This is a genomic window from Nocardia bovistercoris, assembly GCF_015674855.1.
Taxonomy (GTDB): domain Bacteria; phylum Actinomycetota; class Actinomycetes; order Mycobacteriales; family Mycobacteriaceae; genus Nocardia; species Nocardia bovistercoris.
On the sequence record NZ_JADMLG010000001.1, the window covers coordinates 443,985 to 468,407 of the forward strand.

General features: G+C 68.5%; 23 protein-coding genes. 7 read left to right on the plus strand and 16 right to left on the minus strand.

Features of this window, described 5'->3' with window-relative positions:
• Positions 1–37 precede the first annotated feature (37 nt).
• From IT779_RS02015 to IT779_RS02045, 7 genes are read right to left on the minus strand one after another with little or no spacing between them, the layout of a single operon-like run.
• Positions 38–691, minus strand: coding sequence for a hypothetical protein (locus tag IT779_RS02015; protein WP_196147383.1), 654 nt, complete (start codon positions 689–691; stop codon positions 38–40).
• Positions 692–746: 55 nt separating this feature from the next.
• The gene (locus IT779_RS02020) at positions 747–2,768 is read right to left on the minus strand and encodes a type IV secretory system conjugative DNA transfer family protein (protein WP_196147384.1); all 2,022 of its coding nucleotides are present in this window, start codon (positions 2,766–2,768) and stop codon (positions 747–749) included.
• Positions 2,765–3,859: a hypothetical protein gene (locus tag IT779_RS02025; protein WP_196147385.1), complete on the minus strand. Its 1,095-nt coding sequence runs from the start codon at positions 3,857–3,859 to the stop codon at positions 2,765–2,767. The genes IT779_RS02020 and IT779_RS02025 overlap by 4 nt, the downstream gene beginning before the upstream one ends.
• Positions 3,856–4,260, minus strand: a complete 405-nt coding sequence (locus IT779_RS02030; RefSeq protein ID WP_196147386.1) for an RRQRL motif-containing zinc-binding protein — start codon at positions 4,258–4,260, stop codon at positions 3,856–3,858. The genes IT779_RS02025 and IT779_RS02030 overlap by 4 nt, the downstream gene beginning before the upstream one ends.
• Positions 4,257–4,544 carry a hypothetical protein gene (locus IT779_RS02035; RefSeq protein ID WP_196147387.1) on the minus strand — a complete coding sequence of 96 codons (288 nt, stop codon included), beginning with the start codon at positions 4,542–4,544 and terminating at the stop codon, positions 4,257–4,259. Before IT779_RS02035 ends, IT779_RS02030 begins: the two co-directional genes overlap by 4 nt.
• A 35-nt stretch (positions 4,545–4,579) precedes the next feature.
• Positions 4,580–4,858, minus strand: a complete 279-nt coding sequence (locus IT779_RS02040; RefSeq protein ID WP_196147388.1) for a hypothetical protein — start codon at positions 4,856–4,858, stop codon at positions 4,580–4,582.
• A gap of 26 nt (positions 4,859–4,884) precedes the next feature.
• Positions 4,885–5,115, minus strand: a complete 231-nt coding sequence (locus tag IT779_RS02045) for a MerR family transcriptional regulator (protein WP_198428043.1) — start codon at positions 5,113–5,115, stop codon at positions 4,885–4,887.
• A gap of 192 nt (positions 5,116–5,307) precedes the next feature.
• Here IT779_RS02045 and IT779_RS02050 point away from each other — a divergent pair, with 192 nt between their 5' ends.
• On the plus strand, positions 5,308–6,015 hold the full coding sequence (locus IT779_RS02050; RefSeq protein ID WP_332838608.1) for a creatininase family protein: 708 nt from the start codon (positions 5,308–5,310) through the stop codon (positions 6,013–6,015).
• On the opposite strand, the gene IT779_RS02055 is transcribed toward IT779_RS02050, so the two are convergent.
• Together IT779_RS02055 and IT779_RS02060 are read right to left on the minus strand one after the other, a co-directional pair.
• Complete coding sequence (locus IT779_RS02055) at positions 5,998–7,206, minus strand: tetratricopeptide repeat protein (protein ID WP_196147389.1); 1,209 nt, start codon at positions 7,204–7,206, stop codon at positions 5,998–6,000. The two genes, IT779_RS02050 and IT779_RS02055, sit on opposite strands and share 18 nt — an antisense overlap.
• Positions 7,207–7,286: 80 nt before the next feature.
• Entirely contained in the window at positions 7,287–8,462 is a 1,176-nt protein-coding gene (locus tag IT779_RS02060; RefSeq protein WP_196147390.1) for a site-specific integrase, read from the minus strand.
• 1,012 nt (positions 8,463–9,474) lie between these two features.
• Between IT779_RS02060 and IT779_RS02065 the strand changes: the two genes are divergently transcribed.
• On the plus strand, positions 9,475–10,158 hold the full coding sequence (locus tag IT779_RS02065) for a hypothetical protein (protein WP_196147391.1): 684 nt from the start codon (positions 9,475–9,477) through the stop codon (positions 10,156–10,158).
• Positions 10,159–10,263: 105 nt separating this feature from the next.
• Positions 10,264–11,436: a sigma-70 family RNA polymerase sigma factor gene (locus tag IT779_RS02070; protein WP_196147392.1), complete on the plus strand. Its 1,173-nt coding sequence runs from the start codon at positions 10,264–10,266 to the stop codon at positions 11,434–11,436.
• 17 nt (positions 11,437–11,453) lie between these two features.
• Here IT779_RS02070 and IT779_RS02075 read toward each other — a convergent pair whose 3' ends face one another.
• Positions 11,454–12,413, minus strand: a complete 960-nt coding sequence (locus IT779_RS02075; protein WP_332838610.1) for a hypothetical protein — start codon at positions 12,411–12,413, stop codon at positions 11,454–11,456.
• 464 nt (positions 12,414–12,877) lie between these two features.
• On the opposite strand from IT779_RS02075, the gene IT779_RS02080 reads away from it, so the two are divergent.
• Complete coding sequence (locus IT779_RS02080) at positions 12,878–14,494, plus strand: hypothetical protein (RefSeq protein WP_196147393.1); 1,617 nt, start codon at positions 12,878–12,880, stop codon at positions 14,492–14,494.
• Positions 14,495–14,498: 4 nt separating this feature from the next.
• Here IT779_RS02080 and IT779_RS02085 read toward each other — a convergent pair whose 3' ends face one another.
• From IT779_RS02085 to IT779_RS02095, 3 genes are all read right to left on the minus strand, one after another.
• Positions 14,499–15,434: a LysR family transcriptional regulator gene (locus IT779_RS02085; protein WP_196147394.1), complete on the minus strand. Its 936-nt coding sequence runs from the start codon at positions 15,432–15,434 to the stop codon at positions 14,499–14,501.
• A gap of 361 nt (positions 15,435–15,795) precedes the next feature.
• A complete protein-coding gene (locus tag IT779_RS02090; RefSeq protein ID WP_196147395.1) occupies positions 15,796–17,340 on the minus strand; it encodes a flavin-containing monooxygenase in 1,545 nt (514 codons plus the stop codon).
• Between the two features lie 195 nt (positions 17,341–17,535).
• Positions 17,536–18,768 (minus strand): cytochrome P450 family protein, encoded by a 1,233-nt coding sequence (locus IT779_RS02095; protein WP_196147396.1) that lies wholly within the window; start codon positions 18,766–18,768, stop codon positions 17,536–17,538.
• A 241-nt stretch (positions 18,769–19,009) separates the two neighbouring features.
• On the opposite strand from IT779_RS02095, the gene IT779_RS02100 reads away from it, so the two are divergent.
• Positions 19,010–20,224 (plus strand): MFS transporter, encoded by a 1,215-nt coding sequence (locus IT779_RS02100; protein WP_196147397.1) that lies wholly within the window; start codon positions 19,010–19,012, stop codon positions 20,222–20,224.
• Positions 20,221–20,772, plus strand: coding sequence for a GNAT family N-acetyltransferase (locus IT779_RS02105; protein ID WP_196147398.1), 552 nt, complete (start codon positions 20,221–20,223; stop codon positions 20,770–20,772). Before IT779_RS02100 ends, IT779_RS02105 begins: the two co-directional genes overlap by 4 nt.
• Positions 20,773–20,784: 12 nt before the next feature.
• Here the strand turns inward: IT779_RS02105 and IT779_RS02110 are convergent, their stop codons facing one another.
• The 3 genes from IT779_RS02110 to zapE form a co-directional block, all read right to left on the minus strand.
• Positions 20,785–21,537: an alpha/beta fold hydrolase gene (locus tag IT779_RS02110; protein ID WP_196147399.1), complete on the minus strand. Its 753-nt coding sequence runs from the start codon at positions 21,535–21,537 to the stop codon at positions 20,785–20,787.
• Positions 21,538–21,651: 114 nt separating this feature from the next.
• The gene (locus tag IT779_RS02115) at positions 21,652–22,449 is read right to left on the minus strand and encodes a tyrosine-protein phosphatase (RefSeq protein ID WP_196147400.1); all 798 of its coding nucleotides are present in this window, start codon (positions 22,447–22,449) and stop codon (positions 21,652–21,654) included.
• 50 nt (positions 22,450–22,499) lie between these two features.
• Positions 22,500–23,519 carry a cell division protein ZapE gene (zapE, locus tag IT779_RS02120; RefSeq protein WP_196147401.1) on the minus strand — a complete coding sequence of 340 codons (1,020 nt, stop codon included), beginning with the start codon at positions 23,517–23,519 and terminating at the stop codon, positions 22,500–22,502.
• Positions 23,520–23,554: 35 nt separating this feature from the next.
• Between zapE and IT779_RS02125 the strand changes: the two genes are divergently transcribed.
• Entirely contained in the window at positions 23,555–24,316 is a 762-nt protein-coding gene (locus tag IT779_RS02125) for a pyrimidine reductase family protein (RefSeq protein ID WP_196147402.1), read from the plus strand.
• Positions 24,317–24,423 lie beyond the last annotated feature (107 nt).

The following is a 24,423-nucleotide window of genomic DNA, read 5'->3' on the forward strand; positions in this document are numbered from 1 at the left end:
GGATTCCTCTCTTCGGGTGGGGGTTTCAGCAGGGGTGTCAGGTGGTGGGTTCGGTGGCTGTGCGCTGGGATTCCTGACGCGAACGCGCCGAGTCCAAGCGCCCGACACCGGCGCGGGCGAGTGCGATCACGGCGAGGAAGACGGTGGTGACGGTGTGACCGATCCCGCCGACCACTGCGGTGCCGGTGTCGGGGATGCTGGGCCGCAGTGCCGCGTTCCACCACAAGAAGGCGACCCACCCGGTGCCGTAGAGGGCCAGCGGGCCGGTGACCGTGACCGGTTCACCCCACCCCGCGAGCGCGGCGGCGGCGACCACGACCGCGGAACCGCCCGCCGCGCCGCGCACCATCCGCCGCCGCGCCGCTTGTCCCGCGCGAATCGCGGTATCGGGGTCGACGGCGACGGCGGTCGTGTCTTGGTCGGCGGAGTAAGGATCGGGGTCGTCGTCGGGTGCGACCAGGTGCAGGGCGGGTCGTTTCGGTCCGAGCGGAGTCGCCGGGCGCCGCGTCGGCGCCGGGGGCGGTTCGTCGGTGTCGGGGGGCGGGATGTCGGCCAGGACTTGGGCGAGGTATTCCTCGGCCTCGTCGCCGACATCGGTGAACGCGCTCTCGGGCAGGCCCAGTTCACCGCCGTCGTCGTCGTGGTGGTCGTCGTTGTGGTCGTGGTTGTCGTCGGGTCGGATGATGCGCATAGCTGTTGCCTCGCAATCGAATACAGACAGAAAATGGAAGTAGGGAGTCGAGGGGTCAGGCGGCGTTGCCCGCGGTCCTCGGGGCGCCGACGCCCGGTGTCGTGGTCGCGGTCTTGTGCGCGGTGTGGGCGGGTGTGCCCGGCATCGGCCGCACGCTGGAGCGGTCGACTTGCACGACCTGGCCCCAGTCCGCACGGCGGGCGCGGGCGTAGACGAATTGGCCGGTGGCCAGTTCACGGAGCCGGTCGGGGTCGACCAGCCATTTGTCACCGACCGAGACCTGGCCTTCGTCGCCGGTGCGTTGGCCCTTGATCAGGTGCCGAGACGGCAGCATCGAGCGCACGGTCCCGAGGTGTTCGCACAGGTCACCGGCGTTCTCGTTGTAACCCAGGATCAGCCCACCCGCGCAGGCTTTCAGCAGACGGTTCAGCGACCACTTGTCGGTCGCCAACCCCTCTTGGGATTGGGCGGCGAACGCGAGAGCGACGCCTTGGGAGCGGCCACGCTCGCACACATCGACCAGGTTCAACGCCCCCGTGGCGGTGGTGGTCGCCGAGGCTTCATCGATGACGACCGTCACCGAACGCCGCAAATGCTTCGCGGTGCGCCCGGCTTTCTGCATGACCATGCGCAAGATCGCGGCGACCTGGGCGCGGGCGGCGTCCTTGTCCAACCCCGGCACCGTCACATACAGCACGTCCAGGGCGTCGAGGTCCTTGCCGCCGTCGAAGACCATCGCCCCGTTCTGGTCCTGCAACAGATCGAACAGGTTCATCGCTTTGATCAGGGCGTCATCGAGCTGGGGCACCTTCTCGCCCTGCAACGCATCGATCATCCGCTTCACATCCGGGGCGTGACCCCACAAGTCGAGCAGGGTGTCCTCGTTCAGGCGGGCCAAGAACTCCTGCGACGAACGCGGCGGGCCACCCGGGGCGCCGACGACCAGGGACACGATCCGACGCCGCATCTCATCGAAATGCTGGCCCTCGCTCGTGCTGGCCTGCCCGGCGTTGAGCATCTCCCCCACCACCCCACGCATATCCCGCGCGGACAAGGCGCGGAACTGATCGAGGCGGTCACCACCGGGGCCGACGGTCGCGATCCGGTCCGCCTCGATCCCCAAACCTCGGGACAGGTCCGAGATTTCGAGGCCGAGTGCTTTGTCGTCGGCGCCGCCCTTGCACGAGATCACCACCATCAACGGCCGCGGATACTTCCCCCGCACACCGGGGGTGGTTTTCCACTGCTGCCAGGCCGTCCACTCGTATTCGAGCATCCCGGCGAAGAACCGTTTGATCAGCTCGGTCTTCCCGCCACCGGTGGTCGAGACCAACGCGAGGTGACGGCGAGCCTGCTTGTGCGGCACCACCAGCCAGTTCTCGTGCCGCGCGGTCAACTCCTGCCACAACCCCGCCGTCTTGGCCGTCGTGGTCTTCGCCAGCGGACCCAGCACGATGCCGTGACCGGTGATCGACGGCGCCCCCACCCGGGCGGCGCGTGCCGCGGCGGCGAAGCGCCGGGTGTGGATGGTGTCTTTGACCCGCTCGGTGCGCTCCAACGACTTCAGGCCGACGGTGTGGGTCTTGTGCAGGAACTGCGCCCAGTAATAGGTCGCCATCAGCGCCGCGACCGGGGCACCCAGGATCAGCATGGCGCGCAGCCCGGCCAGATCGCCGGTGGTGACACGCTCGGCGCCCGACCACAACAGGGAGGCGGGCACCGACCACGAACCACCCGCGAGCGCGGAGGTCGCGGGCAGCAGCAGCGACGCGATCGCGAAGTTCCGCAACCGCGCCGGCGGCAACCACGCCACGGCCACCGCCACGATGAGTATCAGCAGGGCCACGATCACCACCCCGCACACCGTCCCCGTCGCGGCGACATGCCCCACCGCGGACACATCGAGTGTGGGCAGGTCCCAACCCTGCACACCCTCGACCGGCGGAGCCTGCGGCGTGATCGGCGATATGGTCGGATCGACCGCGCCGGCGGTGCTCGGGTCGGCGTGCGGCGCCGTGTCGATGGGGCCGCAATCGGTGGGAGTCAGGATCGGGGTGCAATTCGGATCGTTGCTCATGAGGCTTCGGCTTCCTTGGTCAGATGGGCGAGAGTGCGGCGGCGCCGATTGGCGCTCGCGGCTTTCGCGGCCTCACGCCGCGCGGTGTAGTCGCGCAGCCACCGCGACCACTCGGTATCGAAATCACGGATCACCAAATGCAGTGCCAGACGCGCGAACTCGGCCGACGGCAAACGCTCCGACGCCGCGGTCACATTCGCCGCGACCCGCGTGCCGCGGCACAGATACAGCACCCCGACCATCGACTCCGAGACACCGTCGCGGGCCGCGCGGATCGCACCCCGCAACGCGGTATCCATGTACTCGGGATCTTTGATCGACAACTCGACTTCCAGCGCCCACCAACCCCGCAACCCCTCCACCACCCCCAGGAAGCGGCCGTCGTGCACATGCGGGTGCCCCTTGCGCGGCTCACGCCCGCTCGACACCTCGAACTCCGCCCCCGCCTTGGCGCCGGTGGTCCTACCGATCCGGTGGCGCAGCACCCGCTCGGAAACCCACAGGTCCGGGTCGGAACCGACGAGCATGACCCGGGCTTGAGCGACCCGACGGTAGTGCTCAGCGAGCCCGTTGGGCGGCATCCACTCCGCCGTGCGCCACCCCAGATACTTCGAGGCGGTGAACCGGGTCGGGATCACCCACTTCTCCCCCGCCAACACGTCTTCCAGGTCCTTGACAATGCCCTCGACGTGCAAGCGTTTGACCAGCTCATAGACATGGTTGCGTTCCATGCCCAGAAACCAGCCCAACACATCGAGCTGCATGCCGTGCATCTCCGAGAGCGCCCGCAAGACTGCGGTCTTACGCGGCGTCGAACGCGGCGCGCGTTCCTTACGCAACAGACCTTGCACGGTGGTGCGGGGCAACCCGACCCGACGCGCGATCTCGGCCTGGCTGACCTCCCGCGCCCGCAAACCGGCCACCTCACCCAGGACGCTCTCGACCTGGCGGGCACGGATACCCAACAGCTGCGCGATCTCTCGATACGACAACCCGACACCGCGCAAACCGGTGACGATCCGGTCGCGGTGGTCGAACTCCAACTCCGCGTACCGATCCCAGCGCGGGCGGACCTTCGTCTTCTGGTTCATCTACTCCGCTCCTCACGCTCACTGCGGCGGGCAGGACGTTGGGCAGCGCGGCGGGCAGCGATATCGGCGCGGGCTTGCACGATCACCTCGCGCATATCCGTGGCGTCGATACCGCGGCGCTCACACGCGTTCACCGACCGCTGCCACCGCGCCAACTCCAACGCCTCCAACTGCGCCGCCGACGACTCCCGCTTGGGCACAGCCGAATCCACGTCGAAGAGATAGGCGCGCAACGGCTCCTTGCCGCGTCGGGCGCGCAGAACTTGGCCCTCGTACTCACCACCAGGCCGCAGTCCCTCACCGGCAAGCTGGCGGGTGGTGCGCAAGTGCTGCGGCGCCAACCCCCACGGCCAGGTCGGGATACCGTGCTTCTCCCCCTCGGGATCGTGGAAACGACTCATCGCGAACGCCCCTCACGCCCACGCTTGCGACGCTCACCATCAGCGGCGACGCGAGCACGAATCTCCGCAGCGTCCTGCGCGTCATAGCGGTAATCGAGCAACCGATCCCACACCGCGTGCTCTTCGGCATACGCCCGCGAACCGTGCTCGGCGGCACGATCCTGGCGTGCACGCTCGAACTCGACACCACGCCAGTCCTTGCCCGCCATCGCATCACCAGCAGCGAAAATCATGTCGGTGAGCACGCCATTGACCACGTCCAACCGGGCGTACTCGGCCTCCAACTCCGCACGTTCCCGACCCCGCTCCCGCGCCCCGCTCACCGCGACACCCCCGACGGCAACTGCTCACGCGGAACACACGAACCCGGCGGCTCCGCGGGCACACCCGCATCCACCGCACGACACACATCCAGGGAAGGCACAGAATCCTGCAGATCGACCCACGCGAGCGCACACCCCGCCATACCGACCAGCAGCAACACCGACGGCACCAACGCCGCCAACCGCAACGCCAACAGATACGAATTGGGCGAGGCGTACACCACACCGGAAGACACCAGACCCGACCGCGACATGTCACCGCCGACCGCAGACACCGCAGAACCCGCCGTACGCGCCCGCATCAGGATTCACCGCCTGCCGCTACCTCGATCGGACGCGCGAGTGCATGGACTTCGGCAAGGTCGACGCGTATTGCGTGCGGCCCGACCCAGTAGCCGGTCAGCAGACCCGCCTCAATCCAGCGACGGATCGTGACCTCATGAACGCTGTGGATCTCGGCGGCCGTCTGAAGACGGATGTACTTCTTACGCGCCGCGCCTCCCGGCGTCTCCTGTCTTGTTGAACGCCCCATCACTTGTTCCCTTCCGTTTGCATCGGCTCAAACCGCTTGGCAAACAGCGAAACTCGTGAACAGGGCGCTTCATTAGTGCGCATTGGGGTACATGCGCGGCTCAGGGGGCGCTTTCACCTGGTGAGCGCGAGCGCCCCCGAGCAGTCAAGTGCGCTGATCTGATCCAGGGCACGCGGAGTAGTGTTGGCGCGCGTGAAGCACCTGCTGCCAACTACGACTTCAACCGAGGCCGAAGCGCAGGGCGCTCGGACGGCCGTTCTCCCGATCGGGAGCTTCGAACAGCACGGGGAGTACCACCCGCTGGTCACTGACACCGTAATCGCGTGCGTCATTGCCGAGCGGATCGCTCAAAATTACGATTTGCTGCTGTTGCCGCCAATTACGTTTTCGTGCTCCCATGAGCACGCGGCGTTTTCCGGCTCGGTCAGTATTCGCGCGACGACTCTAGCGGCGGTTGTCGCTGATATCTTCGACTCACTCGCGCGCTCTGGAGTGGATAGACTGGCCATCGTCAATGGCCACGGCGGGAATTATGTGCTCCAGAATGTCGTCCAGGAGTCGAACGTCGATGGGCGACGTATGACCCTCTTCCCCTATAAGGACGACTGGGACGATGCCCGGCGCGCGGCCGGCATGGTCACCAGCGGACATGAAGACATGCATGCTGGCGAGCTGGAGACTTCGATCTTGCTTCACACCAAGCCTGAGCTGCTGAGACCTGGGTACGAAACTGCCGACTGGCGAGCTGATGATCGACGGCTGCTGCTGGTCAAGGGGCTGGGCGAGTATACGAAAAGCGGTGTGATCGGATTTCCCTCGCTTGGCACAGCAGAGAAAGGCCGTCGTGCACTCGAATCACTATCCGAGTCATTCGAGGCACATCTACGCGCTTTGTCCTGATTCACCGAAAGCGTGCATCGCTGACTTGAACTCCACCACGGCTGGACCAGCGTTGAACGCAAGAACGCGACCGACATCCCGCAAGACCGCCAGCGATCGCGCCGAAGGCGCGATCCGGACAAGCTGCGTTGCCTCAACCCCCAACTGACCGGCTTCATCGTGATTTCCAAGCGTGGCATGTACAGAAGCCAGCCGCGCGACACACAGCCCGCGGTCACGCCGCTGTGTAGCCGGCCAGTCGGCCAGCCCACTTGCGTATGTCTCTGCCGCCAGATCAGGCCGACCGATCCGCGCCCAACTCTGGGCAGCTTCCATCTCGATGTAGGAAGGGGTGCAGTACGCGGCGAGCCCGTTCACGTTCCCAGCGTCGATGGACAACGTCGCTACCATGGCCTCGTCCAATGCGCGCCGACATTCATCCGTCTCACCGGTCAGCGAATAGGCATGCGCCCGCTGTCGGAGCGCGACAGCCCGGACGTCGGGTGCAAGTTCGGCGCTACGGCGAAGTGCCGCATTCGCCAAACCCAAACCTTGGGCCGCGTAGCCGCTCTCGGTGGCGATATTGCTTCGCCGCTGCAACACGTAAGCGGTAAGTTGCGCGTCTCCTAACTCCTCCGCGTAGTCCATCGCCCGATTGCTCCAGTACAGCGCCGCTCGCAAGTCTCCGGAATCCTGAAAGAGCCAACCGGCAAACTCGCAGAATCGAGCACCGACGTCGAGCAGTGCCGGACGTATGGCACCGCGGGCCTTTCCGCACAACTCTTCAACGAGAGCTAGCTGAGCGCGTAGCGACCCGAGCACATACCGAGGACCGGTCAAGGCATCCATTCGGACATGCTCGGCGAGGATATTGCCCAAGTGCTGCACGAATTCCGGAGCGATCGCATCGACAGGCGCGGGAGGCAACAGCACCAAATCGAAGGCCAGGTCGCCACCGGAGGTCGACTCCGTGCCGATCGAGAACTTCTCGTCCGGATATCCGAGGTCATCGCTGGTCAGCGTCCTACCAGTGAGACTACTCAGCACCGCCACCATGACCGCGCAGCTTCGCTCGGATGGACGTTCTGTAGCGCCGCTCAGGTAGCGCGCGATTGTCGTATGGGTCGGCTTCAGCAGTGAGCCGCCGTCGCGCTCACTGTATTCTTTCATCCGGCGGGCGAGACCCTTGTTCGTCACGTTGTGCTCGGCCATGAGTCGGACCAACCGCTCATTGGGCCGCCTACTCGACTGCCGTTCTGCGTGCATTTCTGCCTCCCCTGCCTGCGACAAGCCTACGTCTCAGATTCGTCGGTTTCATTGCTCGGCGCAGCCTTGGGCACCATCGCCGAGAGCTTGCTTGCTAGTTCGACATCACGGCCCTGTGCCACGCGCTGGTAGCGCATCGCGGCTGCGACAGTGCTGTGGCCCAACCGAGTCTGAAGCTCCTTGAGGGTTGCGCCAGCAACGGCTGCCATCGTCGCGCCAGTGACACGCAGGTCGTGGAAGTGCAGGTCGGGTCGATTGGCTGTCTTCCGGGCACGGTAGTAGTGGCGATAGAGCGTTGAGGGCGCGAGGTGACCACCGTGGTTCGCTGGAAAGAGGAGAGCGTCCGGTGCGCGTCCAGTGTGGTCCCTCAAGTGACCGAGTACCTCAGACCGAAGGTGCGGGGGCACCGTGACCTGCCTTGATCCCGCCCGAGACTTCGTAGAGTCGGCGCGGCGGCCTCGCTTCGTCCGAACTGCACCGCGACGGACACTGAGTGTCACCCGGTCGTTGGCGACAACCACGCTTTCCCTGCGTAGTTCGGTCAGCTCCCCGAATCGGAGCGCGCACCAGGCTGCCAGTTGCACCATGAGCCTCAGCCGCTCGGGCATCTCTTCGACAATGATCGCCAGCTGTTCAAGAGTTGCTGGAGGTGCTTCGTGCACGGACTCGACGGCGCCAGCGCCACGGATCTGAACCGGATTCACGGTGATCCGGCCTTCGTGCTCTGCCGTCGCGAAGATCGTACGCAGAAGCGAATACGCGTGCGCGCGGTAGGTCGGCCGATCGACCAATGTCTTCTCGTACCAACTCTCGATGTCGCCGCGATTGATTGATCGGAGCGGCAACGTTCCCAGTTCTGGGAGAATGTGGAGCTCAAGCAGGTCGGTGTAGTGGTCTTTCGTTCGCTCCTTGAGTGGTCGGCCTCGAACCTGCCGCCGAGCGAGCCAACCTGTCGCGTAAGCCGAGAGAGTCAGGCTCGCCGCCGTGGGGGCACCCACGGCAACACCCGGCGGGGTCCACAACCCATCACGAATCTCACGGTGCCGCTTTTGAAGCCACGCTTTTGCCTCATCGTCCGTGCTGAAAGTCTTCGGCGCCTTGTGCCGCCGTAGATCAGGCCCCGTGTACCGCGCCTGCCATCGGCCTGAACTAAGTTGGCGAAGCGATCCGAACGACCGCTTAGGTCGCCGCTCCTCCTCCATTCCTCCCCCTTCGGGCGTGCCCAACATGTGCCCAATTCAGCTGAAATTGCCCAAATGCTGCCCAACAAGTGTACCCCAATGCAACGCCTTGCACACGGGTGCGAGAGAGCTAAATAGCTGCTAGAACGGCATATTTGAGGGATACTTGCCGGTCCACGCCTCACGATGCTGGCGATTACGTTACTGGTTCAATCCCAGTATCGCGCACTGTGCATCACGAAGGCCCTGACCAGCAATTCGGTCAGGGTCTTCGTGTTTTCGATATCCGATTCCCCCGGTCGGTTCCGTTCAGGCAAGCGAGCCGCACCGTTGGCGTCTTGGATTCGCGCCGAACGGGTGAGCTTGTGGCGCCGGATCAGTCCCAACCCTCGGATATGGCCCGTGGTTGAAGCAGTTGTGGTCGAACCGGTAGCTGCCGCCATGAACCCACCAGCTCTGGGATCCGATGAACCGCGGTGCGGTTTCCGGCGTCACCGTCTCGACCAGCTCGGGTGCGATGATCGCGCGGTACCAACCGAGGTTGTATTTCCTGTAGCGGGGTGTCGAACCAGTATTCGAGCCACAATGTGCCGCAGTCCCTACACGACTTGACCGAGACTTCCCCGTAGCGCGCGTCGATGGCGACGCCGATGCGATCCACTTTCGCGTACCTGAGGTCGAAGGGCGGTGTGTCGCAGCGACAATCGCCCGCCGGGTACTGCGGGGTGGAGACCTGGTCGACAGGTTTGCGAAATTTTCTGATCAGATATCCGAACATTGTCGCCTCACATCCACTCGGCCAGGAATCGTGTCGGCACTCGAACCTCCAGCCGACCGCTTGTCGCGCGAGGGATCGGGAGTGCGGAGGTCGGTCGGTGCGCCGATTCCATCGCGTTGTCATCGCGGTGCTGCGAATGCTTCCGCGCGACTGGGGATTCGGTCGAATCGATGCTGGAGGCAACCGAAGGGTCGGTAGTCTCTGCTGTCGATGAACGCGCCTTCGGCGAGATCGTAGGCGGGGAAGCGGGTAGCGATGACGGACTCGAAGGCTGGGGTCGTCCGACGGGGGTTCGTCACTGCGGCGCGCACTCTCGCGGTGGCGGGGATCGTGGCGGTGCTGTCGCTGTCGCAGGCCGGGTGCTCCTCCGACTCGAGCGGCGCACCGAAATATCGGGGCATGCCCGCCGGATGCCCGCAGGTGATCGGTGTCGCGAAGGTGGCGATCCGGCAGTTCGCCGGGGAGTTGTTCAGTGAGGCACTCGAATTCGAGTCACCGGGCGCGCAGTCGGCGGACCCGAGCCGTTCGACGTTGGAATGCAGGATGCGGTATCCGGATCGGCGAGGCTCGGGGGTCAGCGCCGCGTTGGGAGCGCCCGCGACGCGTGCCGTGAATGTGACGCTCGTCGTCGGCGCCGGTGATCGCGCCGTGGACAACATGCGCGGGTATATCGTCGCCGCGAGCGAGTCCGCGGGTGGTCGGCCCGTCGCGGGACTCGGCGACCAGGCGTATTCGGGTGTGACGCCGTTCTCGGGCCGGGAGGCCGCCGAGACGGGGTTTCGGATCGGCAACGCGGTCGTCACCGTGTCGGTGTCGGGCACCGATGTCACCGGGCCTGCCTCGGCCACATCGCCCGTCCCCCTCGCCGATCTCGGGATCAGGGCCACCGAGATCGCGCGCGTCTTCGCGGGCGACCTCGACGATCTCCTGCCGCACTGACCCGAGCGGTGAACGCGCCGATGGACGCGTGCGCCGGATCGGTGTCGGTGGGCGGGGATAGTCTGCGGTGATGGTGCTCGGGTTTCGGGACGGCGGTGGCGGGTGATGGCGGACGAGGAGGAAGACCTGCTCGACGATGTCGCCGGGGATGTGTCCTTCGGGGTGGAGGAGATCAACGAACTGCTCGGGGAGTTGGTCGAGGCGCAGGGGGAACGGCGGCGCCGTGACGCCGATATCGTGGCCGCGCGGCTCGGTATCCACGGGCAGCGGCCGCAGACGTTCGCGCGGATCGGCGCGCGGTTCGATCTCGCGCGCGATCGGGTGCGGCAGGTCCACACGCGGACGGTCGGGCAGTTGGTGCGCGAGGCCGCGACCACAGGGCACCGGGCGGGCAAGGTGTTCGCCGAACGCTACCCGCTCGACGCCCGTGACGGGCAGTTGACGCGCGCGCTGCTTGCCGAGACCTACGCGGGCGACGCCGATCTCGCCGCCACCGAGTTGTCCTATCTGAAACTGCGGCTGGCGGGCCACGATCCAGAGGACTCGAAACGGATCGCAGGCTATGTGGCGCAGCGGATCATGGCGTGGCAGAAGAAAACTCGGCACCAACTCGCGAAATTGCGTGCGGCGCGGGGTGACAGCGCGCTGGACGCGCTGCTGTCGCGGGTCGTGTGGCCCGCGGCGGGAACGGTCGCGCCGCTCCCGTCGGCCTCGGTCACCGACATCGCGGGCGACGTGCGCTTCTATCTGGACAAGGTGGGGCGCGAAGTGGCGTTCGAATCGGCGATGGAGGCGCGATTGTTCCAGGCGCTCACCGCCGACGAGGGCATCGCGACCTTCCGCGAACGGCCCTGCGCGGTGGAGTACGAGAGCGACGGTGTCCGCCAGGTGGTTCATCCTTGCGTGGTGGCCGAACTGACCGACGGTCGCGCGGTGTTGATCGACGTGCAACCGTTGGGTCAGATCGGATTCCACGTCCGGCGCGCGGCGGCCGCGGCGGCTCGCGCGCACGCGCACGCCAACGGTTGGGGGCTGCTGATCTGGACGGGCAGTCACCTCGGTGTCGAGGAATTGTCCGAGCGCGCTGTCGATTCCGAGACCGAACAGCGGCTGCGGGATCGGTTGGCGAGCGGGCCGGTGTTCTGGTCGGCGACGCGGACGCTCGCGACGGAGCTCGAATTCGACCTGCTCGACCTGCTCGCCATGGTCCTGCGCAACGATTGGCGCTGGGAGCGAGCGCCTTTCGTGCTGCGGGCGACGAAACCACCGGCCGAGTGACGGCCGTCGTCAGCGGCTTATTTCACCACCATCGCGCCTGCCACGAAGGTGAGGATCAGCAGCATGGCGCAGTAGGTGACCAGTTGCCAGTGGCTGATGGTCTGTTGCATGCGGGAGATGGTGGCGCGCAGGGTGGCGTCGACGCGATGGTGGTCGGCGAGTTTGCGGCTGACGTCGGCCAGCGAGTCGGCGTGCTTCTGGGCGTCGAGTTCGGCGCGCTCGATGCGGGCGGTGAGCTTCATCACCTGTTTCTGCTTGTCCCGCACCGCTTTACGGGACAGCGCGAGCGCGGTGCGCTGATTGACCAGCTCTTGGCGCTGGCGGGCGATGACGGCGGCCTGCGTCCGTGTGTGATGCTCCCAGTCCTGCACGGTTGCCCAGCCTCCCTGCACCTCGTCACGATAGCCCCAGGCGATCCGGTCCGTCACCCAACCCTCCAGGAATTCGCGCAGTTCGAAGGGTGCGCGACGGGGCACGACCACCGCCGTTGTCGAGGTGTCGAGCATTCCGGTCTGCGCGAGGTAGTCGCAGGCGGGCGGCGCGAAGTCGGCGACGCCGAGCGCGGGCAGATGCGGCACCCAGTATCCCGGCGGGCACAGCCACAGCACACCGTCGCAGCCCGCCTCGCGTAGGCGCGCGGTGTGGTCCTGGGCCAAGGCGCGATCCAGCGGGCCGCCGCGCACCTCGACGGCGAAGGTGCGCTCACCTTTTCGCCACAGGACGTCGACGCGATGAATGCCGATTCGCTGATCCACTTCGGCGGAGTCGGCGCCGAAAGCGACGAGCCGCGCGCACATCCAGTATTTCAACCGTTGAATATCCCACTGTGCGGCGGCGCATCCGGGGCAGTGGCAGCTGAAGCGGGACTGTGCTCCGCCCGCGACGGCCTGCTCCTCGGCGCCGAGTTCTCCCATTCCCAATTCGGCGAGCACAGCCCGACGCCCGCACGGCAGATCGGCTCGCTGCCGAGACCTCACGCGATCACACCCCTAGCCCATACCACCATCGGTCCCGCTGGACCCGCTCCTGTATCAAGGGTGCGCTGTCCGCGGCCCGCTCGCCAGCCCCCTATACCCCGCACCCGCGCGCGCCGCGGCCCCCGGTTCGTCGCTCGACCTGGCGATGTGTAATGCATCACAAGGCATTTCGTAGCGACATGCGAGAGGATCGCCACAGAAATCCCGCCGAATTGATCTTTGTCGCCAATCCGCAGGACACGCGCACCGGCCTGACCACGGTCGCGTACGGGCGGCGGGAGCCCGCGGCGACACGGCCGGGCGGTCCAAGGACGGCGGTGCACCGGCCGGGTGTGTCGCGCGGAGGAAAGCCGGTCGCGGGACCGTGGCGAGAACAGGGCTCTCGCTCCGCGCGGTGACGGGTTGACGGATAGAATCGGCCGGCCACGGCGCAGCCCCTGGCCTCGACGGGGAAGAAGGTACGGATGGAGCACGGCAGGCACGACGCCGAGTCGATCGGTGCGGTCTTGTCGGGCATCGCGCGGACCCTGCGCGATGTCAGCGACAAGTTGGATGCTGTCGCGGCCCGTGTCGGCGAAGAGAACGCCGACGAGGGCAGTCTGCTCGCCCGCCTGGCGAAGGTCGAAGCCTGGGCATTCCGTACCGAACAGGACGTCGCACGGCTGGACACGCGACTCGCCGCCGTCGAATCGAACGGGCACCCCGACGCGCCGCGGCCACGGCAGGTCGATCCGAATCCATCGCACGCCGCCGATCAGCCGCCCTCGCGCATACCCGCCCCGCTGCCGTCGCACGCTGCCGACCCGCTGTCCTCGCATGCCGCCGACTCGACCTCGGGTCGCACCGCCGCGACCTTTCCCTCGCGCACGCCCGACTCATTCGCCGCGCACACGACCGACACGCCTGCCTCGCACGCCGACACGCCCGCGCCCCGCACCACCGGAACGCTGCCGACGCACACGGCAGGCACGGTTTCCCCGCACGCCGCCGACGCGACTCAGGTTCGCACCACCGCGACTCTGCCCTCGCGCACTCCCGACACCCTCTCCTCGCACGCCGCCGACGAGACTGCGCACCGCTTGGTCGGGGCACCGCCACCGCGCACGACCGACACGTTCTCCGCACACGCCGCCGACACGTCCGCGCCCCGGACCACCGGAACACTTCCCCAGCGCACAGCCGACACGTTCTCCCTGCACGCCGCGGACCCGCCCGCTGCCCGCCCAGGCGCGGCGCCTCCACCGCGGACGGCCGACGCGCTCTCCTCGCACGCCGCCGACGAGGCTGCCTCTCGGGTGGGCGCGGCACCACCGACGGGCACGGCCGACACGCATTCCCCGCACGCACTTTCCCCGCGCGCGGGGACGACGCTTCCGCCGCACGCCACCGATACCTCCCTGGAGCATGCCGCGCCGATGGTGCGCGCCGATATCGGCACCCGCCCGCAGCCGCCGACGCGGGCGGAGCGGCGGGAACTCGCGGCCCGCGCCGAACAGGAGCTACCCACGCGCGGCGAGTCGGCCCTACCGGTGCGCGACAAGGCAGGCGCCCCCGCCCGCGAACGCCTGCTCCCCCGCGCCGCCGCCGGCCGAGGCGAACGGATCGAGGCGCCAACCGCCGACAGTGCCGAGATCCCGACGCAGACGCCGCCGGAGGTGAGCACCGAACGCCGGATGCCCGCGGTGCCGCCCGCCCTGCACGACTGGGTGGAGCCGCCGTCAGCGGTGACCGCACACGAATCCCGCGTGGAGACGCCACCCGCGGACACCTTCACCCCGCGCTACGAACCAGTCCCGGTGTCCGACGCAGGCAGGCCGAGCGCCGACTACGGCCTTGCCGCCGAGCACCTCGACTCGCCGCCTACCAGCCCGAACGGGCGGGTAGAACTCTCCCCCGCGACACGGAACGGCCACGCGCCCTCCGGATTGACCGCCCCGCGCCCGGAACCGGGGACCAACGGCGCGCACCGGCCGACCATCGAGGATCACGCGCACGTCGACAAGTTGCAGGCCATGCTCGACGAACTCAAGCGCAACCCCAACGGCCCCTTCGGGCGGCCGCTCGGCGAGATGCCCGCCTGAGGCGTCAGCGGCGGCGACGCCCACCGCTCGGGCGATCGGGTTCGTCGGGCGGTGTGAGCAGTGCGCGGATCAGGTCGCGTAACCAGCGGTGTCCGCCGTCGGCGCCATTGCGCGGATGCCAGGCCATGGACACCGCGATCTCGGGTAACGGCAACGGGATCTCGAAGGTGCGCAGGCCGAGTGCCGCGACCGCGGAACGGCTGAGGTGCGCGGGCACCGAGCAAACGACGTCGCCGGAGCGGACCGCGAGCAGCGCGGCGGTCAGATCGGGGACGGTCGCGACGACGCGGCGGGTGCGGCCGTGCAGGGCGAGCCGGTCGTCGATGGGGCCGTGCGCGCGCCCGTGCCGCGAGATGGCCAGATGCGCGGCGGCCGCGTAACGGGCCACGGTGACGTGCTCGGTCACGAGCGGATGGTCCGGTGCGGCGACGCCGTGCGCGCGGTCGCCGAATATCCGCTGCACGGTGGTCTCGGGATCGGTGCGTTCGATGACGCCGACTTCGATGTCGACGCGGCCGTCGCGCAGGGCGGCGATGTCCTCCGGCGCGTCGGGCCGGATGTTGAGGCCGACGCCGGGGGCTCGGGTGCGCACCGCCGAAAGCAGCGGCGCGACGAGTTCGGTGAGCACCGCGTCACCGGCGCGCACCGCGAAGGATCGTTTGAGCGCCGCGGGATCGACCTCGCCGCGCGGGCTCAGCAACTCCCGCCCCTTGGCCACGAGCGTGCTCACCTCGTAGCGCATCTCGAGGGCACGCGGCGTGGGGACCAGGTTGCGTCCGGCGCGGACCAACAGCGGATCGCCGAGGACGCGACGCAGCCGCGCGAGCGTTCGACTCATGGCGGGGGCTGAGGTGTCCAACCGGTGGGCGGCCTTGGTCACACTGCTCGTCTCCAGCAGCGCGTCCAGTGCAACCAGCAGATTCATATCCAAGGGTTCCACACAAGGATTATCACCAACGGAACGATTCGGCCGCACCGTTGCCTCGGTGACAATCGGCGGGCGAGTGCGCGAACGCGCGTTCCCGACCTCGGGTCCGCAGGCGGCGATGCGGTGAGCAGTCGACGAACCTACCGCCCGCACGGTTCGAACGACCGCCCCGCGCGCTCACTCAGCAGCTTCGGCAACATACCAGCACACCGCCGTGTCGCCTCGATCGAATCCGGCTCTGCTGCTGCGCGTCCACATCGCGGGTAGGCGGTCGTCTCCGGCCACAAGCACACACGGCGAGAGCGACTCGCACACCGAACGAGAATCGAACGGCGACAGGAACGCTCGCGCACAGCGGCTCGGCCGCGACCGATCAGCTCAGATCCGCGCCGGACCGGTGCGGCTCCAATCGCTCGGCCTGCGGCCGCACGGCCTGCGCCTGCGTCGCGGGCTGCGAACGTGCGCCCAACCCGCGATACGACGACGGCTTGACCGGCCGCAACCACTGGCCGAGCCGGGTGCGCAGCGGTAGTCGGAACTTCAGGTCGCGCAGCATGTCATCGATATTGTGGATGGCGAAGGGCGTGACGACGGTGCCGTGCGCGTGGTGGCCGTCGGTCCCCGAATCCATCCAGCTCAGTCGCTCGTCCACCGCGGCGGCCAGTTCCTCCTGCGGCGGCAGCACGATGCCGCCGCGCAGCAGGGCCGCCGTCCAGTGCGCGCCGACCTCGGCGCCGAGCGGGCTCAGGAACGACGAGTTGTAGCCCGCGAAACTCAGATTCGGGACCTCGACGGGCAGAATGTGCCGGTACAGGCGGAAGTTGCCGTTCTCGTCGGTGAGTCGGCGCTGCACGTACGGGGTGAGGAAGGGCACGCGCTGCTGGAAGCCGGTGGCGCACAGCACCACGTCGGCCTGCACCCGCTGCCCGTCGGACAGGTCGACGGCGGGGCCGGCCTTGGTGCTGAGCATGTCGACCACGGTGGTGTCGCGGTGCACCACGATCCTGCCGTCGCGGACCTGTTCGTAGAAACCCTCGGTGGCCAGGCTCGCACTGCTCTGCGCGATCTCCTCGAACCGTCCCTCGGGCACGAGATCGAGTTCGCGCAGCATCAGCTTCTTGGTGGCGAGTTCGCGCAGCACGTCGAAGTTGGTGTCGCGGAAGGAGCGGCCCGCGCCGTGCAGCAGTTTCTCCGCGCGGCCGAGCCGCTGGTAGCGGAAGTGCGCCTCCCCCGCCCTGGTCAGGATGAGTCGCTCGTAATCCTGTTTGAGGCCGGGTTTGCGCGGCATCTTCCACAGCAGCCTGCGCGCGACGACCCTGGTCGAGGCGGCGACATGGCTCACGGCCTCGGCGACGTCGCAGGCGGATTTGCCGTATCCGACGACCAGGACCGTGCGGCCGCGCACCGCCTCGAGATCGTGGAAGTTCGAGGTGTGCAGCAGTTGCCCGCCGCCGACCTGGTACAGATCGGCGCCGCGGAAATCGGGGACGAACGGATCGCTGTACACGCCGTTGGCGACGACGAGGTGATCGCAGGAGGCGCGGTGCACGCCGGTGTGGTCGCGGATCTCGAGCAGCCAGCCGCTGTCCACCGGGTCGGCGGCCACCACCTCGGTGCCGAGGCGCAGGCTGTCGCGCAGCCCGAAGTGGTCGACGTAGCCCTCCAGGTACGCCTGCATCTGCGCGCCGTCGGGCACGTCGGGGTAGTCATCGGGCATCGGCAGATCCGAGAAACGGTAGGTCCGTTTCGAATTCTGGGTCCGTAGTCCGGGGTAGCGCCGCGTGGCACTCCACACGCCGCCGACATCGGGTGTCCTGTCGAACACCTCGATCGGAAAACCTTCCCGGCTCAACACCTTCGCGGAGGCGAGCCCTGCTATGCCCGCACCTACGATCGCGATACGGTTCCCGCTCGTCATGGGCACCGAGATTACCCGCCCGCGCGGCGTCGCAAAGCCCGCGTACCGGATTTGCCGTTCGAGGAGCCCGTCGACCCCGGTGAACAGCAGGCGCACACGCCGCTCGACCACCGGAGGCGAACCGTCCGACGAGTGCGCGGTGATGTCGCGCACCCGGGTGTGCGCGGTGCGCCGCCCGCCGTGATGTGGGCGACCCTAGATCCCGGCCGCGGCGGCGACCGGCGTCGACTCAACGGGCAGGGTGTGCACGGCGCGGAACAGGATGCTCTCGCGCCAGCGGATGTCTTCGGTGTCCACCGCGAGCCGCAGGTCGGGGCACCGTTCGAGCAGCGCGGTGAGGGCGATCCTGGCCTCCAGCCTGGCCAGGCCCGCGCCGAGGCAGAAGTGCGCGCCGTACCCGAAGGCGAGGTGGCCGCCGGTGTCGCGCGCCGGATCGAAGCGGGCGGCGTCGGTGAAGTGGGACTCGTCGTGATCGGCGGACCCGAGCGCGACCAGTACCAGTTCCTCCGCGGGGATGGTCACGCCGCCGACGGTTGTCGGGGCCGTGGTGTAGCGCATGGTCGACATGTTCACCGGGCCGTCGTAGCGCAGCATCTCCTCGACCAGCCCCGGAATCTCGTCGGGACGCTCGCACAGCCGCCGGTACCGCGAGCGGTCGGTGAGCAGCGTGAGCACGGTGTTGCCGAGGAGGTTCACGGTCGTCTCGTGGCCCGCGATCAGCATCACGAACGCCATAGAGATGAGCTCGTCGTCGTCGAGGCCGTCCTGCTCGTCCGAGGTCGCGATCAGGCCCGACAGCAGATCATCGCCGAGGCCGTTCGAGCGCCGGGCCGCGATGAGGGCGTCGAAGTACTCGACGATGGCGTCGGTGGCCACACGCATATCGTGCGGATCCGCCATCGCGGTGTCGGAGACGATCGTCGACCAGTCGCGGAACAGTTCGCGGTCGGCGAACGGGACGCCGAGCAGTTCGCAGATGACGGTGATCGGCAGCGGGAAGGCGAATTCGGTCATCAGGTCGACCGGTCCCGGCGCGGCGGCCATGCGGTCGAGCAGGTCGTGGGTGATCTCGCGGATGCGATCGGTCAGCGCGTCGAGGCGAGCGGGGGCGAAGGCCGGAGTGACCGCGCGGCGCAGGCGGGCGTGCCGCGCGGCGTCGGCGTTGAGCATGTGGTGCGACAGCCGGTGGTTGACCGCGGTGAGGCCGCTGCGGCCCGCGCCCTCTCCGCGCGCCCGCATCCCGGCGTCGGTGCGCGGATCCTTGCGCACGGTCGGATCGCGCAGCAGTTGCCGCGCGGCGTCGTAGCCGACGACCAGCCAGGCGCGCAGGCCGGTGCGGAATTCGATCGGATGCACCGGTCCCTCGGCTCGCAGCGCCGCGTAGTACTCGTAGGGCGCTCGAAAGAATTCGGGTGGCAAACGTTTCATACGGACCCTTCCCCGCTGCGGATGCGCGGACGGCGCACCACGGCCTTCGCCTACTCCTGTGCCCCGCCGTGCCCGTACATCGGCGACCCGCGCGGGAACCCGGCGCCGGATCGAAATCGCTTGCGGTATCGGCCGATCCGGCCGCCATCGATAGTGGCACGAATCCCCGGATCCGGCCAGAACCGCCCGCGCCGCGCACCGGCGGCGCGCGCGCCGCGACGCCCGCCGCTACCCTCCATGGATGCGCACGCAGGCCCCCGAGCTGCGACGCGCCCGGATCGCGGATTCGGGCGCCTTCGCGACACAGGGTTTCTTCTTCGCCGTCGTCCTGAGCCACCTGCCGCAACAGCAGGAGAAGTTCGGGCTCTCGGACGCGACCATCGCGGTGGGCATCCTGCTCGCCTCGGCGCTGGCAGGCGCGGGCAGTCTCGCGGCCGAACGCCTCGCGCTGCGCCGCTCGAGCCGCACCGCCTTGCGCCTTGGCCTGCTGCTGATCGCGGTGACGGGCTGCGCGGTCGCGTACGCGCCGAATACGCCGGTGCTGCTGGTGACCCTCGGGTGCTACGGAGTGGCGCTCGGGATGGTGGACGCGAGCGCGAACATGCAGGCCGTGTTCATCCAGCGCGGGTACGGCACGGTCGTGCTCGCGTCGTTCTACGCGGCGTGGAGCGCGGGCTCGATCGGGGGTGCGCTCTATGTCGCCGCGACCGAGTCACTCGACGTCGCGCTGCGCCCTTCGCTGCTCGGGGCGGTCGGCATCGCCCTGGTCGCGGGGCTCGCGCTTGGGCCGTCACTGTTGACCGAGGACGAGGCCGAAGGCGCCGAGACCACAGCGGACCGGGTCGCGGAACCGATCGCGAGACGGATGTTCCTCGCGTTGGGGCTCGCGATCGCGCTCGTGTTCGCCGTCGACGTCGCGGTCGGGAGTTGGTCGGCGCTGTACCTGACCGACGAACTGCGCGCGAGTTCGGCGACCGCGGCGGTCGGACTGGCCGCGTACCAGGCGGCGGCGCTGCTGGCCCGACTCACCGGCGACCGCTGGGTGCGGCGTTTCGGGCCGCGCGCTGTGGTGCGCGCGGTCGCCGGGCTCGGCGCCGCGGGCATGGCGCTCGTGGTCGTCGCACCGGGACCGGCGGTGGCCGTCGCCGGATTCCTCGTCGCCGGACTCGGCACCGGCGTGATCGCGCCGCTGTGTTTCAGCGAGGCCGGGGAATCGGCCTCTGGCGCCGCGCTCGACGCGCTCATCGCCCGACTCAACCTGTTCAACTACGCGGGCACGCTGGCGGCCGGGCTGATCGTCGGCGGGATCACCGCGGCGCTCACCTATCGGATCGGATTCGTGGTCCCGCTGCTGTGCGCGGCGGCGTTGATCCTGCTCGCGGGCGCGTTCCACGGCGGGCGGGCGACCGACAGCCGTCACGGATCGCCCGCCGACCGTGCTGTACTTGACCCATGAGCGACACATCGGTGACCGTCGACCGGGCCGGGCTGTGGGACGCCGAGGCCCTCAGTGACGTCGCCGCCGCGACCTTCCCGCTGGCCTGCCCGCCCGATGCCACCGCCGACGACATCGAGATCTTCCTCGCCGAGGCGCTCTCTGGCGAACGTTTCGGCGAATACCTCACCGACCCGGACCGCACCGTGCTCAAAGCGGTCGCCGACGGCGAAATCGTCGGCTACGCGATGCTGCACGCCGGACAGCCCGCCGATCCCGAGGTCGCCGCCGCGGTGGATCTGGCTCCGGTGGTCGAGATCTCGAAGATGTACGTGCTGCCTGGCCATCACGGCGGCGGCGTGTCCGCCGCGCTGATGCGCGCCGCGCTGGAACGCGCGCGTGCCGACGGCGCGGCCGGGCTGTGGCTCGGGGTCAACCAGGCCAACGAACGGGCGCAACGGTTCTACGCCAAGCACGGCTTCCGTCGGGTGGGGACGAAGACCTTCCACGTAGGCAACCAACTCCACGACGATTACGTGATTCGGCTGGTCTTCACTCCGGCCGCCTAGTCGAGGCCGCCCTCACTTCACGAAATCGACCAGGGCCGAGGCGAATCCGGGATCGACCAGGGCCATCATGTGATCGCCAGGCACCACGACCAGCCGACCGTCGGGCAGCGCCGCCGCCAGACGCTCCGGTTCGGCCGCCAGCGGGTCGTCCTCGCCCGCGAGCACCAGGGCCGGCACCGTGACGTCGGCGAGCGTGCCGATCGGACTCTCGTCCAAGGCCGCGACGACCGCGCGGATGGCGGCGCGATCCGCGCGCACCGCGTCGGCGAGGATCCGGAACATCCCCGCGAGCGGCGGCGTCTGCCCCGGTTCGTCGCGCATCGCCTCGGTGAGTTCCTCGATGTCGATGACCCGGCGGTCGATTCCGCCGCAATCGATCACGCCCGACCCGATGCCGCCGACCGCAAGGCGCCGCACCCGGCTGTCCGCCGCGGTCACCAGCAGTGAGATCACCCCGCCCATCGAATAACCGACCTGCACGACCTCGTCCAACTCGAGTTCGTCGTACAACGCGCGCACGTCGGCGGCCATCGCCGTCCACGAGTAACGCGCGGGATCGTGCGGCTTCTCCGAACGGCCGTGCCCGCGCGCGTCGAGGGAGATCACCGTGCGACCGACGGCCCGCAGTGCGGCGACCACGCCGACACTCATCCAGTTGGCGTTGGTGTCGGCGACGAAACCGTGCTGCAGGACGATCGGCGTGCCCTCGCCCTCCCACACCCGATAGGAGAGCTCGAGTCCGTCGTGTGTTCTGAATGTCGCCATCGCCGCATCCTATGCGCGCGGGGCGACGGGGCATACGGGCTCCCGATGGCGAAGAGCCGCTGTGTCATTCGAAGGAAAACGCGCAGGCGTCATTCGAAGGAAAAGGCGTCGGCGTCAGGACAGCATCTTCGTTTTCAGCGCGACGATCTCGGCGTCGGTCAGTCCGAGTCCCGAGCGGACATAGGCGTCGAAACCGCCGAAACTGCGATCCACCTGCGCGAAGGCCGCGTCCAGCCAGGCGGGCGACACACCGTTGAGCGGATCGTTCTCGTCGGCGGCGCGATAGGTGTTGGACAGCAGGAAATCCCGGCGGACGGTGTCGCGGTCGACGCCGAGCACGGTCAGCAGGACCGCCGAGGTCCAGCCGGTGCGGTCCTTGCCCGCCGTGCAGTGGTAGAGCACGGCGCCGCGGTCGGTGGCGATGATGTCGCGCAGCACCGAGGCGAAGGCCCGCGAGGATTCGGGTGCGGTGACGAAGGCGTCGTACATGCCTGCTCCTGGCACCAGGGTGGTCGCCAGGGTCTGCGGTGCGGCTCGGCCGACCACGTCGTACCAGTGCGAGACGGCGTCCGGCGGCACCCGGTCGGGGGCGAGGACACGCTCGTAGCCGGTGCGCAGATCGTCGACGACCGCGACGCCGCGCTCGCCGAGCACGGCGAGATCGGCGGGGGTGGCGTTGTTGAGCTGCCCGGTGCGATACACCAGTCCGGTGCGCACCGAGCGCCCGTCGACGGTGCGGTAGCCGCCCGCGTCACGGGCGTTCTGGACGCCCTGCAGGCCGAGCGCGCGGTCGGCGGCGGTATCGGAGGCCGCGGGCGGCGCCGCGGCGGCGATGGTGTGCGCGAACCCGAAGGCCAGGCTCAGGCCGAGGGTGACGGCGGCGCAGGCGCGCACGGCACGGTGACGGACCACGGTGGTGGACTCCTTCCGTTCGACGAATTCGCCGAGAACGGCGATTCGCCTCAGGTGGCGGCGGCCTCGAAACGCGACAGCGCGAGCAGTCGCGAGATGGCGCGCAGGTACTTCTTGCGGTATCCGCCGTCGAGCATCTCCTCGGAGAAGATCTCGTCGAGCTTCGCACCCGAGACGGTGACCGGCACGCTCGCATCGTAGAGCCGATCGGCCAGCACCACTATGCGCAGGGCGACCGCCTGATCGGTGACCGGATGCACATCCGCGATGTAGACCGCGCTGACACCCGAGATCAGCGCGCCGTACTTGGACGGGTGCAGGGTGCTCAAGTGCTTCAACAGCGGGTCGAATGCGTCGAGGGTGGAACCCGGTGTCGCGGCGGCGCGTTCGGTGAGCGCCGAGGTGGAGGTGGGATCGGGCGCGGGCGGCAGGTCGCGGTGCCGGTAGTCGGGTCCGTCCACGCGCACCGATTCGAAGATGGCGCCGAGCTTCTTGATCTCGCGCAGAAAGTCCTGTGCGGCGAAACGGCCTTCGCCGAGTTGTCCGGGCAGGGTGTTGGAGGTGGCCGCGATCGAGACCCCGCGCGCGGACAGTTCGGTGAGCAGGCGCGAGACCAGCATGGTGTCGCCCGGATCGTCGAGTTCGAACTCATCGATGCAGAGCACGCTGTTGCGCGCGAGCCGTTCGACGGAGTTGTCGAAGCCGAGCGCGCCGACCAGATTGGTGAGTTCGCCGAAGGTGCCGAAGGATTTCGGGGCGGGCGCGCTGTGGAAGATCGACGCGAGCAGGTGGGTCTTGCCGACGCCGAATCCACCGTCGAGGTAGAGCCCGGCCCCGCTGAGCTGTTTGCGCCTGCCGAACAGGCCCTTCTTGTTGACGGCGCGGTGGATCTCGCCGACCCGGCCGGAGAAGTCCTCGGCCTTGCGGACCGCGGCCGCCTGCGACGGCTGTTTCGGATCCGGGATGTAGGAGGCGAAACTGACTTCGTCGAACATGGGCGGTGGCGTCATCTGGGCGACGAGTTGATCCGCCGGGACCTCAGGGTGGCGATCGACGAGGCGTTCTTGCATGGACGAAGCCTAATAACGTGGTGTGATGTTGCGTCATGCAGCGTATCCACAATGCGATCCAGCTCACAGAGTTGAATCCCGACGACCTGGCCGAGCTGTACGCCTACCCGTCCGCACTCGATGTCCCCTGGGTCCGTGCGAATTTCGTGTCCAGCATCGACGGCGCCGCCACCAGCGGTGAGCTGTCCGGCGGACTCGGCACGCCCGCCGACAAGACCGTGTTCATGTTGCTGCGCGATCTGGCCGACGTGATCCTGGTCGGCGCGGGCACGGTGCGCGCCGAGAACTACGGCGGCGCCCGCACCGACGCCGCGCGCCGTCGGGCGCTGCACGCACGTGGCGCGGGCGGCGCCGCCGACGGGGCGCCGCCGCCGATCGCCGTGGTCACCGCGAGCGCGTCGCTGGATCCGGCCGGGCGGCTGTTCCACGACACCGCGGTCGCGCCGTTGATCATCACCACCGCCATCGCGCCGCGCGACCGCAAGGCCGCGCTCGCCGAGGCGGGGGCGGAGGTCATCGAGGTCGGCGAATTCGCGGTGACCCCGAAAGCGCTGCTGGCGGCGCTCGCCGCACGCGGGCTGCGGCGGGTGCTCTGCGAAGGTGGTCCGCACCTGTTCGGCGAACTGCTCGGCGCGGACGCGGTGGACGAACTGTGCCTGACCGTCGCACCGGTGCTCGTCGGCGGATCGGCGGGCCGAATCTCGCTGTCGGCGCACGAATTCCACCGCAGGATGGAACGCAGGCACGTACTGCTCGACGCCGACGGCACCCTGTTGACCCGGTGGGCGCGGGCCTGAGCGGACCGTGGCGCGCCGCAGGCCCGCACGTCACGGGCCGCACCGCGACGCGAGCCACACCGCGCGCCGCGCCCACTGTGTGAAACCCGCGCGCGAACCTGGCAGGC

Excerpts from the sequence above, each read along its gene's own strand:
- IT779_RS02015 (WP_196147383.1), bottom strand. The coding sequence starts at position 691 with ATGCGCATCATCCGACCCGACGACAACCACGACCACAACGACGACCAC.
- IT779_RS02020 (WP_196147384.1), bottom strand. The coding sequence starts at position 2,768 with ATGAGCAACGATCCGAATTGCACCCCGATCCTGACTCCCACCGATTGC.
- IT779_RS02025 (WP_196147385.1), bottom strand. The coding sequence starts at position 3,859 with ATGAACCAGAAGACGAAGGTCCGCCCGCGCTGGGATCGGTACGCGGAG.
- IT779_RS02030 (WP_196147386.1), bottom strand. The coding sequence starts at position 4,260 with ATGAGTCGTTTCCACGATCCCGAGGGGGAGAAGCACGGTATCCCGACC.
- IT779_RS02045 (WP_198428043.1), bottom strand. The coding sequence starts at position 5,115 with ATGGGGCGTTCAACAAGACAGGAGACGCCGGGAGGCGCGGCGCGTAAG.
- IT779_RS02055 (WP_196147389.1), bottom strand. The coding sequence starts at position 7,206 with ATGGCCGAGCACAACGTGACGAACAAGGGTCTCGCCCGCCGGATGAAA.
- IT779_RS02060 (WP_196147390.1), bottom strand. The coding sequence starts at position 8,462 with ATGGAGGAGGAGCGGCGACCTAAGCGGTCGTTCGGATCGCTTCGCCAA.
- IT779_RS02065 (WP_196147391.1), top strand. The coding sequence starts at position 9,475 with ATGACGGACTCGAAGGCTGGGGTCGTCCGACGGGGGTTCGTCACTGCG.
- IT779_RS02070 (WP_196147392.1), top strand. The coding sequence starts at position 10,264 with ATGGCGGACGAGGAGGAAGACCTGCTCGACGATGTCGCCGGGGATGTG.
- IT779_RS02080 (WP_196147393.1), top strand. The coding sequence starts at position 12,878 with ATGGAGCACGGCAGGCACGACGCCGAGTCGATCGGTGCGGTCTTGTCG.
- IT779_RS02090 (WP_196147395.1), bottom strand. The coding sequence starts at position 17,340 with ATGACGAGCGGGAACCGTATCGCGATCGTAGGTGCGGGCATAGCAGGG.
- IT779_RS02095 (WP_196147396.1), bottom strand. The coding sequence starts at position 18,768 with ATGAAACGTTTGCCACCCGAATTCTTTCGAGCGCCCTACGAGTACTAC.
- IT779_RS02100 (WP_196147397.1), top strand. The coding sequence starts at position 19,010 with ATGCGCACGCAGGCCCCCGAGCTGCGACGCGCCCGGATCGCGGATTCG.
- IT779_RS02105 (WP_196147398.1), top strand. The coding sequence starts at position 20,221 with ATGAGCGACACATCGGTGACCGTCGACCGGGCCGGGCTGTGGGACGCC.
- IT779_RS02110 (WP_196147399.1), bottom strand. The coding sequence starts at position 21,537 with ATGGCGACATTCAGAACACACGACGGACTCGAGCTCTCCTATCGGGTG.
- zapE (WP_196147401.1), bottom strand. The coding sequence starts at position 23,519 with ATGCAAGAACGCCTCGTCGATCGCCACCCTGAGGTCCCGGCGGATCAA.
- IT779_RS02125 (WP_196147402.1), top strand. The coding sequence starts at position 23,555 with ATGCAGCGTATCCACAATGCGATCCAGCTCACAGAGTTGAATCCCGAC.